We start from the raw sequence: 13436 nt of genomic DNA, 5'->3' as shown, positions 1-13436 counted from the left end.
GGAAAAACCACTTCTAGGAGCCGCGATCTTGGCCGAATCGGAATATATACCCCGCAACGACGATCCCCAGCAACCCGCAAAAGATTCTGCACGCAACCTGGCGGTTATCGTATACATCCTTCAGGCGTTGTCTTTCTTTCTGGGCGGCATCACCGGCCTGGTGGGCGTAATCGTCAATTACGTCAAACTGGACGACGTTCGTGGCACCTGGGTTGAAAGCCACTTTCGCTGGCAAATCCGTACCTTCTGGATTGGTTTACTTTGGACGGTGATTGGCATCGTCACCACGCCGTTGATTATTGGGTGGTTCATCTTGCTGGGCACATCCATCTGGGTCATCTACAAAATTGTCAAAGGCGCGTTGGCGCTGAACGACCGGAAAACCGTGTAACCTTTCGTTGTTCCCTTCTTAACTCCTCGCTTCCCTTCTTCTAAAGACTCTGCCTCATTAATTGGGGCGGAGTCTGTGCCTCTCTGTCTTCTAAAACGGGTGCTTCTGCATGCCGTATTGAAATATTGTCTTACATAATTTTAATGGTTGGGGTTTGAACAACTGCGACTGGTTTGTCTACGCTGACCCTAGATTATCTTAATGTAATAAAAAGGATTTATTTTGAGATGTGCGTCTCGGTTTTGGTTCTGACCGCCTGCTAATGGCGAAATTGACGCTGGCCACTGACCTTTGGGTCACAGGCCGAAGCCAGGTCTTGGCCTAATATGACGACCGATAAGGCTGAAAGCCCAAGTTGATAACAACGAAAAAGCACTAGGGGAGCGTTTGAATGGTACGAAAGAATTTGTTGGCAGGGGCCGCGGTAGGTCTCTGTATCGCAGCAACATCTCACGCGGTATACGCACAGCCGGTGCAGCACGAAAGTGAGGTGTCCATTCTCGGCAGTTACATCGATCCGGACAGTGACCGCACCGATGAATACGGTACAGCGGTGCGCGGCATGTACAGCCATCGCCTGAACAAGAACTGGTGGTTCGAACCCCAGTTTTTTATGGCGACCATAGAAACCGGCATTGACGGTGCCACCGACCATTACCAGCAGGGTGCTGGTGCGGATATAAACTACCGCCTGTTTGGTGCAGAAACCTTCAGCCCTTACGCCTCCCTTGGTGTGGGCGTTTCCCGAAACGATGTATTCAATAACAGCGCCAGCGAGTTTGATGGCTACGCAAACGCGGCCCTAGGGTTCATCACCTCGCCCTTTACGACGACGGGCTTGCGTATGCGAGCTGAGGCCCGATACCTCTGGGATGCCTTCGAGGACAATTACTCGGATCTGCATTTTAGTCTCGGCTTGACCGTTCCGATTGGCGCGACACGCACCCGCATTGTTGAAAAAACGGTGGTCATCGAGAAACCCGTAGTGGTTGAGAAAAGCCTGGCAGACTCGGACAGCGACGGCGTGGTCGATGGTGTAGATCAGTGCCCGAATACTCTGGAAGGCCTCGAAGTGAACGCGGTAGGTTGTGTTGAAACAACCCAAGCCCAGACGGTTGTCCTGCAGGGTGTGACCTTTGAATTTAACTCGGATCGCCTGACCGCGAATGCCCGGGACATTCTGATCAGCACGGCTGACGCGTTAAAAGGCCAGCCGGATCTTAAAGTGGAACTGGCCGGATACACCGATAGCCAGGGTTCCGCAGCCTACAATCTCGAATTGTCGAAAGAGCGTGCGAACGCAGTTCGCAATTATCTACTGGATCTGGGCGTTGCTCCTGAGCAGCTAACGGCCAACGGCTATGGTGAGGCCAACCCGATACGCAGCAACGACACTGAGGAAGGTCGTGAACGTAACCGCCGCGTTGAATTCAATGTTATCTCGGTGACGGCCGGGGAGGGTGTTTGATCATGAAGTTGAGTAACCTGAATTTCCCATTGATCCTGTTGCTGACAGCGTTGCTGTCACTGGCAGGCTGTGAGGCAGATAGCTCTGGTTCCGGCACAACTGCAAATGGAACCGAGCAGTTTGATTCTGATGGTGATGGCATACCAGATAACGAAGATTCTTGCCCGAACGCCGGCAACGACGGCGTGGATGCTGATGCGGACGGTATTGATGACGCCTGTGACGGCGAAACCTCCAATCAGGACGATATCGATGGTGACGGCGTTCTCAATGGTGTGGATAACTGCCCGTTGATTCCGAACCCGGACCAGCTGAACACAGATCGTGATTTGTACGGCGATGCCTGCGATATCGATTCCGATGGCGACGGTGTTGACGACAAGGTAAAAAATGACGATGGCAGCTACACCGATACGGGCGCCGATAACTGTCCGTTGATCGCCAATGCGTCTCAGGCTGACCGTGACGGAAATGGTGTGGGTGATGCCTGTGATACTGATGCAGACGGAGATGGGGTGCCCGATAAAGTCTTGGATGAGGCTACCGGCCAGTTTTCGGTGCTTGATCCGGCCGACGGTGGCGATAACTGCCCACTGGAAGCGAATGCGGGTCAGGAAGATGCGAATGGCGACGGCGTAGGTGATGCGTGTTCAGCCGACAAAGACGAAGATGGAGACGGTGTTGTTACTGGAGACAATTGCCCGTCGGTGTCCAATCCGAACCAGGAAGATACCGATTCTGACGGAACTGGCGATGCCTGTGATGTGGATATGGATGGCGACGGTGTCGATGATAAAATCGAAATAGCCGGTAACTTCAGTCCTAAGCTGATTGGCGCAGACAATTGTCCGTATGTGCCTAACGGTGCAGATCAAGCAGGCGTTGACGGCGTAGGTAATCAGACCGACACCGACGGTGACGGCGTGGGTGACGCGTGTGACCGTGTTAATGACATCGAGTTCGCTTGCGGCGTTGGAGAACAGTTCACGCCGATGTTGGCTAGCGACAGCCAGATCGCTGCGGTGGCTTCCGTAGACGAATCTGCTTGCTTGTTGCCTGCGTTGGGTGGCCTGCTATGCAACGTCAGCAATGAAGGCAATGTGATTGATGATGACCTCGCCAATTTTGCGACCATTCAGAACACCAACTTGCTCGGTCTTTCGAACGTTAGCCTCCGCGTAGCGGCCACGTCTGGTTTTGCCTACCCTGGCCAAAACGTGATTGGTGTGTCGATTGCAGAAGCACCACAATTGGTGCAGTTGGGGCTGCTGACCAACGGTGGTTTGAAAGTACGGACCCTGTTGGACGGTGAAATTCAGGAAGAGTCTGATGGGCAGGTCGGTTATGAGCTGGATCTGTTAGGCATATCCGGTCTATTGGGCGGCGATGAGGTTGGTTTCCTGGTGTTCCAGACTTCAAAGCGCTTTGATTCGGTGGAAGTGGTCAGTGGCGGATTCCAGCTTCTGTCACTGTTGGATGAATTCAACGTACACGCTGTGTGCGCGTCCAAAACCGAAGTTCAGGTGCCGTAACAATAGCCTGAATTACGCAAAAAGGCCGGCAAATTGCCGGCCTTTTTGTTGTTTGTCGAACACGTTCGCTCAGTCTTCTGTGACCTCATCCAGCCGCATTGCACTGATCATCCCCGCAAACCCCATCAACCCCAGCACGATAATCACCGCAACATTGGAGATCAGTGAAATCGCAGCGGTTAGCCCACCGGTGGCTAGCAACAAAATGCCAATCACTGTATTGCTGACCGAAGTGTAATCAGTGCGCTTGTTGCCACCAGCCATATCCACCAGATAGGTTTTACGGCCAAGGCGAACGCCTGCGTGGGCAATGCTCAGAATGAAGAAGGCAACCGGGTAGAACCAGGCCCCACCGAAGCCTGGGCCGAACACGAGGGCCAGGCAACCCACACCCACGCAAATACCACTGGCCATGGCAGCACCACGTATCATCACCCGGCGGCTGGAGGTATCCGCAGCCCAGCCCCAGAAACTGGCGCTGAGGGAGCTGGCCAGACTGCTGGCGAGCAGGAATACGCCGAGCATCCAGCCGATGTCAGATTCTTTCTGAGCCAGTACCACGAAGTAAGGCGACGCCAGCGCAGAGCACAGCAACAAGGCCCGGGTAATCACGAAGTTCCGGAACAGGGTGTCGGTGCGCAACAACGACAGGCTTTTAAAGGCTTCCGCCAATGCATTACCTCCGCCATCGGTTTCACCCGCGTATTCTTCCACTCCGGCAAACAGAAGACCGGCGATAATCCACATGCTGGCGGCGAGCAACAGTAGCAAAGCGTAAAAGCCAATGGTGGGGTCGCCCCGGTCCCAGAATAGCAGCGCGGTCAGAATCACGGTTGCGGTGCCGCCCAAAGTGCTGGCCAAACCGGACAAGCGGCCCCGGCGGGTTTTGGGGATGCATTTGCCCTGCACATCCTTCATGGAGACAGAGCAAAAGCCTCGGGATAACGAGAACACAATGAGAGCGGCAACAATGCCGCCGCCCGCTGCGTAGCCCTCAAGAAACCACACACTGGCCGCCATGGCCATCACGCTCAGGGCTTGCCCGAAACTGCCTAGCGTCCAGAACCATTTGCGCACGGCTTTGCGCCGAACCCAGGCCCCGATCACCATTTGAGGAACCATCGAGCCCGATTCGCGAATGGGCACCAGCCAGGCCACCAGTGCCGGTGCACCGACTGCGCTCATCAGCCAGGCCAGAACCGTTTTCGGGCTGATCAGCAGGTCGCCCAGCTTGGTCAGTACGTTACTGAACAGGATCAAAAAGAAATTACGAGGCACCTCCCGGCAGGCTTCGGCGGGGATGTCTTTGCAAACACGGGCGTCTTCTTCGTTGGCGATCAGGCTGTATAACTGATCAATTGAATAGGAGGACTTTTCGGACAAGGTGGCTACTCCGGCGAAGGGTTTCGCCAAGCATAGCAGGAGCGGGGAAGTTGCTTAAGGGCCGGCTGATGCAGTCGTGGCCGACTACACCAGGTGGTGATCCCAATACAGAGGTAGTTGGACAATGTCCTGCGCCGGTTGATGTGCGCCAAGCCGAACCAGTTTGCCTTGGCCCGAGGAAATCAGAAAGTCACCGCCGGCTAATGCCTGTACGCCCGAACAATCGGGAATCGAGGCTTTTGCGAGCAGTTTGCCGGTACTGCCTTGAAAAACCACCGCCGTGCCACCGACCGGAGAGGCGGCTGCCACCAGATCGTTCTCCGGATGGGCGATCACGCTGGCAATGTAGTTGGCAAGGCCCGCTTGGGTTTCGTCGTCAAAACGAATTTCTGTAAGCCGGTTGTGTTCCATCCGGGCAAGCAAGGCCGGCATTTCGTGCCTCGGGCCCTGGTGTTGGTAGGCGACATAGACGTTGCCGGAAGGGTGAACGTCCAGGTGTCTAAGGCTCTGTTGATGGTGGCTTGGATTCAGGCGGCCGACAATCTCTCCTGAACGGCGGTTCATCAGAATCAGCGCCGGTGCCATGGTGTCCAGATTAAGCTTGAGGCGGTCGTAATCCGGATGGGTGAGAATGCCCCCCAAGGCAATGGCCAGGGTTTCGCCATCCGGGTGCAGGGTAATCTGGTGCGGACCTATGCCGGCCAGTTCGAAGGTATTTGCCCGCTGGTAGTTTTGCTCGGCATCGTAAACCGCCACGATGCCTTCGCCGGGTTCATAACGGCTGGCGGTGGCGTACAGCCAGCGCCCGTCCGGGGAAAATACGCCGTGGCCGACGAAGTGTTCGCCTTGCGCGGCGTCAATCTGGTGAAGGCGTTTGCCGGTACGGGCATCCAGTACGTAAAAACTCCACCCTGGCCGGCGCTCGAAGAACACCAGCTGGTTGCCCACTGGGCGGGTGCAGCCGCTGTGGCAACGGGTTTTCACCGGTGAAAACCAAAGCGGCTGGCCTTTCAGGTCGAAAGCGCTCACCCCGAAGGTGCCATCCGGCTTGCCCACAGCCGCGGAATATTGCTCGGGATTAAAACCGGGCTTTCGAGGCAGCAGGCTACAGCCGCTCAAGCTCAAAGCAGCGCTGCCGGCAAGAGCCGTTTTCAATAGTTGGCGTCGGCGTCTATCCATTAGAGCTGGCCCTTTAATCCCCGTCACTGGAGTTGAAGCCGCGCACGATGCCCAAGGCAACGGCGGCCTGGTCGTTGACCAGTGTGGCGAGCTGCGACACATCTACGTACAGCCCTTGCAGGGTTCGAAAGGCAGTGTCGTCCGATAGCAGCGTGATCATCGGTTGATCTGCCGCCGGGAAGTTATCCAGTGCCTCGTTAAATTGTTGCAGGATTCGGTCGGCGAGTGCCGATTCGCCGTTCCGTTTCAGTAAGCTCAGAAACTCGGGCAGAAAATGTTGTTGCAGCCCGCGTAGGGTCGCTTCCACCGACAACAGGGTGGCGCCACTGCGCCAAGCATCGGTGATGTAAGGGTTGCGCTTGCCGTTACCGCGCAGCCCCATGGGCTTGGCCAATCGACGCTCTTCCAGAATCTCCAAAGTGGCCATCGCCGCCTTGATGGTGGCGGTATGATAGGCCACGGTGTTTAGATAGGGCGGTTTGAAATTGTGCCAGTCCGTTCTGAGCTGTTCGCTGTTTGAAGCCAGATGCGTTGTGACACGGGTAAGCAGCGCGCAGCTGTGCTCGGCGGGTAATGCGCGTTCGCTGGAGGCCAATGCCTCATCGAACAGCAGGTATTCCAGCATCGGGAAACCCTGAACCGCTACGCCGGATTGTTCAATGAGTTCAGCGGTGATGGGCTGGTCTGATTTCGTCAGGTAACCAGCTTTGCGAGCAACCAGGTTTTTCGGGTCTGGCCAGAATTGAAATTGCCAGGCCAGATTGTTGTTTTCTATCGGCCCGAAATCGACAAAACGTACCTGTTGCCAGGCCAGAAAGGCATCGAGCCAATGTTGTTCAAGCTGTTCTCTGCCCGCCTCGTTGGGGGTTGTGCAGTAGCTGCTGGCTTGGTCTGCAAGCTGACCGGTTCGCTTGGCCAGCAAGTCGTAGCCGGACTGAATCGATGGATGCCAGCCTGCGCGGGCACTTTCCGGCCCATCCATCGGTGCCGCCGCAAAGCTCATGGAGGTGGCAACGGCGAGGGCCGAAACGCAAAAGGCTCGAATGATGGGCTCCATGGCAACTCCTTAAAGCGAATTGAGAAAATCGATCAGTGCGTGTCGGTCACTGGCGGGCAGTTGACGGTAACGGTCGGCCGCGGCTTGTGCTTCGCCGCCGTGCCAAAGAATGGCTTCTTCCGGCGTGCGGGCCCGGCCATCATGCAGGAAGCCGGCTTGCGGGTTCACCACGTTGACCAGTCCGGTGCCCCACAGGGGTGGCGTACGCCATTCGTTGCCGTCGGCCAAAAATTCATCACGCCCGTCCGCCAAGGCAGGCCCCAAGTCGTGCAACAACAGATCGGTATAAGGCCAGATGGTCTGGTTGCTGAGGTCCGGGCGGTCAGCGATTTGGCCTGTGGTGTGTTTGGGCGTGTGGCACGCCGCACAGCCAATTTCGTTAAAACGCCTGGCGCCTTGCTGAACGGTTTCCTGATCCAGGTTGCGCCGAGCGGGAACGGCCAGACTCTTGGCGTAGAAGGTGACAAAACCGGCGACTTTATCGGTCACTTCAGGTGCGCCGCCATCTGGAAATTGCGCGCAATTCTGCTCAGGTGTGCAGTCGGTAGCGGGTTTCAGGCTGGAGGTCAGCCCCATGTCGCCGGCGAATGCTCCCATGCTTTGTTGGTGTACGTTAGGCTCGGCAGCTTTCCAGCCGAAGCGGCCGGGCACAGTCTGGTTGGTCGCCAAATCCCAAACCTGATTCAGTTTACCGGAGATGCCGTTTTTGTCTTCGTCGTCGGGATCGGCCAACGCCTCAAGATCGCCGATTGGAATAGCTTCCAGTAAACCCATACCGATCATTTGCGGCGCTACGCGAGGAGAAATCAACAAATCTTCCGGTAGCGGGCCGTAGTTGGGGTTATCAATATGGTACGCCGGTTTGCGCAAAGAAACCTGATGGCCATCGGGTAACGTTTCGGTGACTGGTTGCCATTCGATACGCAGGTTGGCTTCCGGCTTTGCCGCCGGCAAAGCTGCGGTCTGGAGTTGAGCACCATAAACAGGAGCCGGTTTGAAACCTTGCGTGCGGAGTATATCCGCGTCTTTCAGCGGATCTGCCGGTACCGCTAGCCGAAGGAACAAGGAGACGGGTGGTTCGTCCACACCCGGAGGATGGCCGCGGCCATCTTTGATGTGACAGCCCTGACAGGAGTTGGTGTTGAACAGTGGCCCGAGGCCATCGCGGGCATCGGTGCTGGCCGGTGCTTCAACCCAGGGGTTTCGGAAGAAGCTGTTACCCACGCTGAAATCCAGCCGTTTGGTCATCGACAGGTTGGCTTGGGGCAGCGAATAGGCGTTGGTGTCGGCTTGCTTGACGGTGCCTTCACCACCGGTATTCGGTGTGGTTTGTATCGGGTAGCCAGAATGGCTATCGGCGAAAACAGGAACGCTGGCGATTGCCAGCGTTCCCCAAATCAGTACGTTTTTCATCGTGCCTCAGAATGCGTGGCCGGCATCGTCAGGGGACAGCGCTTCAATCCCGAGCTGGCGCGCGGCTTGTTCGATGGAGCCGGTCTGTTCAACAAGCGCCATGATGGCGTTATTCACAATCTTCGCACCTTCGTTGTTGGCCGGAGCAATCATGGTATCAAAGGCCATGGGGTTGTTGCTGCTTTCCGCGCGTGCTTTCAGTTGCCCCAAGGCTTGCATGGAAGCGTCCAGCTGAGCGTTCAGGCGCGCATCCAATTCGGGGTTGCTGGCCTCGACCAGGTCGGATAGAGACGGGCCGCTAACCAAACTGCCGTCTACGCGGCGGTAAGTGCCGGTGTACACATTCTGGATACCCTGACCATTGTAGTAATGGGAGTTGTGGGTGTTATCGCTGAAACAGTCGTGCTCGTCTTCGTAGGAGTTGGCTTCCAGAGCCACCTTCATGCGCTCGCCGGCCAATTCACCCAGAGACAACGAGCCCATGCCGAACAGCATTTTCTGAACCGCTTCGTCTGCATCGCCGTTTGTCAGTTCACTGCGGTAGTTGTCATCACTACCTGGCGCCCACTGAGCTACCATCCATTCCAGGTCGGAAACCAGCAGGTCGGTCACGGCATCCAGGTACTGGCCGCGGCGGTCGCAATTGCCGTTGGTGCAGTCGGAACCGGTCGCGTAATCAGTGACCGGTCGCTCGCCGGCGCCTTGTTCAAAACCGTGCTGATCCTGGCCCCACAGCAGGAATTCAACGGCGTGATAGCCGGTGGCGACGTTGGCTTCAGAACCGCCAATCTCGTTCAGGTTCGCGAGCAGTTCCGGCGTTAATACCGTGGTATCCAGAGTTTCTCCGCCCACGTTAACGCTGGTGTTACCGATGATGTTGGCCGTTGCACCCGCGTTACCCAGTTCGTACTGGTAATCGTCGGCTTTAACGTAATCGATCAGGCCTTCATCCAGCGGCCAAGCGTTCAACTGACCTTCCCAATCGTCTACCACGGTGTTGCCGAACCGGAATACTTCAGTTTGCTGGTAGGGCGCCCGGGCAGCAAGCCAGGCTTCTTTGGCCGCTTGCAGGTTCGCTTCGGTCGGGTTGGCAATCAGTTGGTCGGTGGCGTGATCCAGCACTTTGGCTGTGATCAGTGCATCCTGGTAATTCGCGTGTGCCACGTCTGCATAATGAGAAACAACAGAGGCTTTGGTGACCGGTTCAGACTGGGCGGCAGTATTCGTGAAAGCGCAACCGGTGGAAAGCGTGGCGGCAATGGTGATGGCCAGTGGAGCCGGGCGGAACAAAGCGGTCATTAAGAACTCCGTGCAACGTAGATGTGGGTGGTAATGGGAAGTATTAGCGTTTGCATTATGAGGTGCCTGATTACTTTGACGCAAGAATTTTTTACTGATGCTACGAAGAGTGGCCGTTGGTGTTGTTTGTAGCCGATGACTGCGGCTTAATGGACGGCTTAAATCAGGAGCCCGATATGTTGAGTTACCTTCACGCCTTCCACGCTGGAAACTTTGCAGATGTGCAAAAGCATGCGGCATTGACCCTGGCGTTGACCATGATGCAAGCCAAAAAAACGGCTATTGCTTGTTTCGACACTCACGCTGGCAGTGCGCTGTACGATTTGACCAGCGAACGTGCCAGAAAGACCGCAGAAGCCGATGCCGGTATTCACCGTTTGTGGTCGATACGAGGACAGCTGAAATCTCCGGACTGGCAACCCATGGTGGAGTTGCTGGACAGCTTGAACAAGGGCTCGGAAACCTTGTCACGGTACCCTGGCTCGCCGGCTTGGTTTGCGAACGTCGGCCGGCCCGGGGATTCCATAACAACCTTCGAGTTACACCCCACCGAGGGGCAGCATCTGGAAAATTGGGGCGAAAAGAGCGGTGTTCGCGTTATGAATGAAGACGGGTTGAACGGGTTATTAACGTGTTTGCCCCCTGCGCAACCCAGGCTGCTGACATTGATCGACCCGTCCTATGAAGTGAAAGACGAATACGACCAAGTCGCGAAGACCTTGGCTCAGGCCTGGAAGAAATGCCGCCACGGTGTCTATTTGATTTGGTACCCCATGCTGACCAGCGGGCTGCAGCAACAGCTGATGACAGGTGTGGAAAACAGCGGTGTGCGTAAAGTACTGCGCAGTGAAGTAATGCTTGATCAGCCACCCGAGCGGGGCATGGTTGGTTCTGGCATGTTGGTGGTTAATCCGCCCTGGGGCTTTGATCAGCGGCTTAGCGATATGCTGGCGGAGCTTGAAGGCGAGGCTAGACTAGGAGTGTCGGCCAGTCTTTCCTGGTTGGTACCCGAATAACACAAAGGGAGACGGGTTTTGGCGACGACGGAAAGGGACAACGAGCAACCTTGCCTGCCAGGCGGCTTGATACCTCTGGATCAGTGGAGCATGCCCGATGTTTCGGTGCACAAAACACTGCGTGCAGGGTTCAAGGATATCCTGGAGCAATTGCGCTCAGGGCTCACGCCCGAGAGTGAAGCCTTTGAAAGTCTGGATGATTTGCCTTCCTTGCCAGCGAAGAAACTGAAGCGATATGCGCCGGAACCGGATGCTTCAGCTTTAGCCTCGGCGATACTGGAACAGCTCGAAGCGCTGCGCCAACAAGGCGTACATAATCGTCAGGTAAGTTTTATCGTCGCGCCGCCGTTTTCGGGGGTGCCTGATGCCCTGTTAACCTTGCCGGCCCGGGTCATCGAGCCACCGGATAATCTCTTGATGAGCGAGCAAGACGCAGACCGTTGGTGGGACGAGCAGTTAAGTGATGATGACTGGGTTCTGCCTGAATTGGCCAACTTCTGGTTACGCCACCGTTCCGGTTTGCACCTGTTGAAGTCTTTCTTTGCTCGCGTGGCTATGGATGGTGCGGGCCGCGGAATCGTGGCGTGTTCGAGTTGGTGTTGGCAGTTCTGGGTCAGGTATTGGCCAGAAATCCACGTGGGGCCGTTAACCTTGGCGCCATTGGATTCGGAGCGTCTCACCGATTGGTTGGATTTTTTGGCCCGTGGCGGAAATGGGCGCTCAATGACGGCGCGAATGACCAACGACGGCCACTATGTGTTGCCACCGAAGACCGACGAATCCAAAGAAAAATACAGTTGTTTTACGCAGGATCTCGCCAACGCGGCCAGAGGTAACCGGGGCGTTGCCCACGCAATTTGGCAACGCGCCTTGCGAGCCAAACCGGAAGAAAACGCTGATCAGGATGAAGACGGAGCCAGTAAAACCGCCGAGTGCTGGGTTGTGCCGTTTGATCAGTTAAGTTTGCCCGGCGTGCCTCAGGGATCCGGCCAGCAGGCGGGCATTGTGTTGCACGCGATCATGCTGCACAGCAGTTTGACCATTGCTTCCCTTGAGCGGGTCACAGGCATTGCAGGTGCTGAGTTGAAATTGCTGTTGTCCCGTTTTCTGCGGGCAGATCTGATTGTTCAGGATGAGAACACGCAAGCGTATCGGCCAACTGCGTTGGGCTACCCGTCTGTCCGCAAATATCTGCAGGCGCGCGGATTTTCGGTAGATGGGTTCTAGGAGCAGATAATGGAAGAGTTAGGGCTAAAGGACGCACTGTCCAGCATCACGTCAGGCGCAATCATCGAAGCCATTTCAGTGGTGGTGCTGGCTTCATTGCTGATTATGGCGATTCAGAAGCTGGTACCCATGCTGGCTCAAAAGTTGTCCGGTAAACCTCGTTTGTACCTCTTGGCAGCGGTGCCCTTGCTTCGGCTGGTGATTATTGTTTTGACCATCGTGATGGTGGTGCCGATTCTGGTGGAGCCGTCGTTTGAGAATATGCTGGCGATTTTTGGAGCGCTGGGGTTAGCACTGGGTTTTGCGTTCAAGGACTACGCCAACAGCCTGATTGCCGGAATTGTCACTTTGTATGAAATGCCTTACCGGCCGGGCGACTGGATCGAGATCAACGGTCAGTACGGGGAGGTGCGTGCCATAGGAACGCGGGCAGCGGAAATCGTCACGCTGGATGATACGGTCATTGTCATTCCCCATGGCCTGCTGTGGAACAACCTGCTGGCAAACAGTAACGACGGCACTGACAATCTGATGTGTGTGGCCGAGCTGTATCTTGAGCCGAACCACGATGTGGCCCGCATGCGCGAACTGTTTCGTGATGTGATTTATACCTGCCCGCTGACCAAAACCTATCAGCCGGTGGTTGTTGCGGTTACGGGTACGGATATCGGTATGAAGTATCGTTTGAAGGCGTATCCGTTAACACCGGGGGATCAAACCCGGTTCATCGCTGACCTGACTGCCCGGGCCGGCGAAGTCTGTGCCGCCGAAGAGGTGAGAATGATCTCGCGCCCATTGCTGTTGCACTGAACTGAAAAAGCCCCGCGCAGGCGGGGCAACTGACAGCTGGGGCTTACATCAATGCATCAACCCGATTGCGGATTTTCGGCTCGCTGCTGTAGGCGGTCGCGATGGCATTGTAGGTGGAAATCTCAATGCCAGCGTCCTGAATCGCAGAAACCATTTTGTCGTTTGCCTTCATCTGAAGCTCCTGAGCCTTCTGCTGGGAATCCGCGGCTTCAATCTTCTCGATGTACTCTTCCCGGACTTCCATGACACGGTCCTGAGCTTTGATGAACTCTTTCAGCTGAGCATCACTGAAATTGGTGCTTTGGGTGCCTGCGGCAGCGGGGTCCGAATAGCCGGGACTTTGAGTTTGAGGGTTGGCCGGATTCTGCTGCCCCTCTTGCTGTGCCATAGTCGGCGTCGCGGCCAGAAGCGCCAAAGATGCGGTTACGGACACAAGTAGCTTATTCATAAATCAGACTCCTTTCGCTTGAACTTACCGGGTCGAAACATCGCGAAGCCCGGCTTCTGTGGATGTCGCGTTCGGTATTGCAGACCGCATGCCAACCTTGAGCGTCTTTTTAATAGCATTTAAATCAGTGGGTTACGATTATCTGGCGTTAAGGGTTGGTAATGAAGGTTGTGGCAAAATGCCCCATGTGTCAGAAATGCTGTGACACCTTGG

The 13436-nt window shown here is 55.9% G+C and carries 12 protein-coding genes; 6 read left to right on the top strand and 6 right to left on the bottom strand.

All coding sequences use genetic code 11. The annotated features are described in order from the left end of the window. Positions 1–28 precede the first annotated feature (28 nt). The 3 genes from Q9245_RS04690 to Q9245_RS04675 all read left to right on the top strand — a co-directional run bounded on the left by Q9245_RS04690 (position 29) and on the right by Q9245_RS04675 (position 3391). Positions 29–391 carry a hypothetical protein gene (locus Q9245_RS04690; RefSeq protein ID WP_305896062.1) on the top strand — a complete coding sequence of 121 codons (363 nt, stop codon included), beginning with the start codon at positions 29–31 and terminating at the stop codon, positions 389–391. Positions 392–782: 391 nt separating this feature from the next. Beyond that, positions 783–1859: an OmpA family protein gene (locus tag Q9245_RS04685; protein WP_305896061.1), complete on the top strand. Its 1077-nt coding sequence runs from the start codon at positions 783–785 to the stop codon at positions 1857–1859. A 2-nt stretch (positions 1860–1861) separates the two neighbouring features. After that, positions 1862–3391, top strand: a complete 1530-nt coding sequence (locus tag Q9245_RS04675; protein WP_371824785.1) for a thrombospondin type 3 repeat-containing protein — start codon at positions 1862–1864, stop codon at positions 3389–3391. Between the two features lie 69 nt (positions 3392–3460). On the opposite strand, the gene Q9245_RS04670 is transcribed toward Q9245_RS04675, so the two are convergent. The 5 genes from Q9245_RS04670 to Q9245_RS04650 form a co-directional block, all read right to left on the bottom strand. Continuing rightward, the gene (locus Q9245_RS04670) at positions 3461–4774 is read right to left on the bottom strand and encodes an MFS transporter (RefSeq protein ID WP_305896060.1); all 1314 of its coding nucleotides are present in this window, start codon (positions 4772–4774) and stop codon (positions 3461–3463) included. Positions 4775–4858: 84 nt separating this feature from the next. Next, positions 4859–5953, bottom strand: a complete 1095-nt coding sequence (locus Q9245_RS04665) for a DUF1513 domain-containing protein (RefSeq protein ID WP_305896059.1) — start codon at positions 5951–5953, stop codon at positions 4859–4861. Positions 5954–5966: 13 nt separating this feature from the next. Continuing rightward, positions 5967–7010 carry an imelysin family protein gene (locus Q9245_RS04660; RefSeq protein ID WP_305896058.1) on the bottom strand — a complete coding sequence of 348 codons (1044 nt, stop codon included), beginning with the start codon at positions 7008–7010 and terminating at the stop codon, positions 5967–5969. A 9-nt stretch (positions 7011–7019) separates the two neighbouring features. Then, positions 7020–8423 (bottom strand): di-heme oxidoredictase family protein, encoded by a 1404-nt coding sequence (locus tag Q9245_RS04655; protein WP_305896057.1) that lies wholly within the window; start codon positions 8421–8423, stop codon positions 7020–7022. Positions 8424–8429: 6 nt separating this feature from the next. Further along, positions 8430–9722, bottom strand: a complete 1293-nt coding sequence (locus tag Q9245_RS04650; RefSeq protein WP_305896056.1) for an imelysin family protein — start codon at positions 9720–9722, stop codon at positions 8430–8432. A gap of 176 nt (positions 9723–9898) precedes the next feature. Between Q9245_RS04650 and Q9245_RS04645 the strand changes: the two genes are divergently transcribed. Genes Q9245_RS04645 through Q9245_RS04635 form a run of 3 tightly spaced genes read left to right on the top strand, consistent with a single transcriptional unit; the run spans position 9899 to position 12775 of the window. Then, positions 9899–10738: a 23S rRNA (adenine(2030)-N(6))-methyltransferase RlmJ gene (locus tag Q9245_RS04645; RefSeq protein ID WP_305896055.1), complete on the top strand. Its 840-nt coding sequence runs from the start codon at positions 9899–9901 to the stop codon at positions 10736–10738. 18 nt (positions 10739–10756) lie between these two features. Next, on the top strand, positions 10757–11965 hold the full coding sequence (locus tag Q9245_RS04640; RefSeq protein WP_305896054.1) for a hypothetical protein: 1209 nt from the start codon (positions 10757–10759) through the stop codon (positions 11963–11965). A gap of 9 nt (positions 11966–11974) precedes the next feature. Next, positions 11975–12775 (top strand): mechanosensitive ion channel family protein, encoded by an 801-nt coding sequence (locus Q9245_RS04635; protein WP_305896053.1) that lies wholly within the window; start codon positions 11975–11977, stop codon positions 12773–12775. A gap of 43 nt (positions 12776–12818) precedes the next feature. Here the strand turns inward: Q9245_RS04635 and Q9245_RS04630 are convergent, their stop codons facing one another. After that, on the bottom strand, positions 12819–13223 hold the full coding sequence (locus tag Q9245_RS04630; RefSeq protein WP_305896052.1) for a DUF4168 domain-containing protein: 405 nt from the start codon (positions 13221–13223) through the stop codon (positions 12819–12821). Positions 13224–13436 lie beyond the last annotated feature (213 nt).

The sequence above is a fragment of the Marinobacter sp. MDS2 genome (genome assembly GCF_030718085.1).
Classification (GTDB): domain Bacteria; phylum Pseudomonadota; class Gammaproteobacteria; order Pseudomonadales; family Oleiphilaceae; genus Marinobacter.
The sequence above is the reverse complement of the archived record's forward strand: the minus strand, read 5'-3'. Positions and strand labels throughout refer to the sequence as shown.

Excerpts from the sequence above, each read along its gene's own strand:
- Q9245_RS04650 (WP_305896056.1), bottom strand. The coding sequence starts at position 9,722 with ATGACCGCTTTGTTCCGCCCGGCTCCACTGGCCATCACCATTGCCGCC.
- Q9245_RS04660 (WP_305896058.1), bottom strand. The coding sequence starts at position 7,010 with ATGGAGCCCATCATTCGAGCCTTTTGCGTTTCGGCCCTCGCCGTTGCC.
- Q9245_RS04675 (WP_371824785.1), top strand. The coding sequence starts at position 1,862 with ATGAAGTTGAGTAACCTGAATTTCCCATTGATCCTGTTGCTGACAGCG.
- Q9245_RS04685 (WP_305896061.1), top strand. The coding sequence starts at position 783 with ATGGTACGAAAGAATTTGTTGGCAGGGGCCGCGGTAGGTCTCTGTATC.
- Q9245_RS04645 (WP_305896055.1), top strand. The coding sequence starts at position 9,899 with ATGTTGAGTTACCTTCACGCCTTCCACGCTGGAAACTTTGCAGATGTG.
- Q9245_RS04630 (WP_305896052.1), bottom strand. The coding sequence starts at position 13,223 with ATGAATAAGCTACTTGTGTCCGTAACCGCATCTTTGGCGCTTCTGGCC.
- Q9245_RS04665 (WP_305896059.1), bottom strand. The coding sequence starts at position 5,953 with ATGGATAGACGCCGACGCCAACTATTGAAAACGGCTCTTGCCGGCAGC.
- Q9245_RS04655 (WP_305896057.1), bottom strand. The coding sequence starts at position 8,423 with ATGAAAAACGTACTGATTTGGGGAACGCTGGCAATCGCCAGCGTTCCT.
- Q9245_RS04635 (WP_305896053.1), top strand. The coding sequence starts at position 11,975 with ATGGAAGAGTTAGGGCTAAAGGACGCACTGTCCAGCATCACGTCAGGC.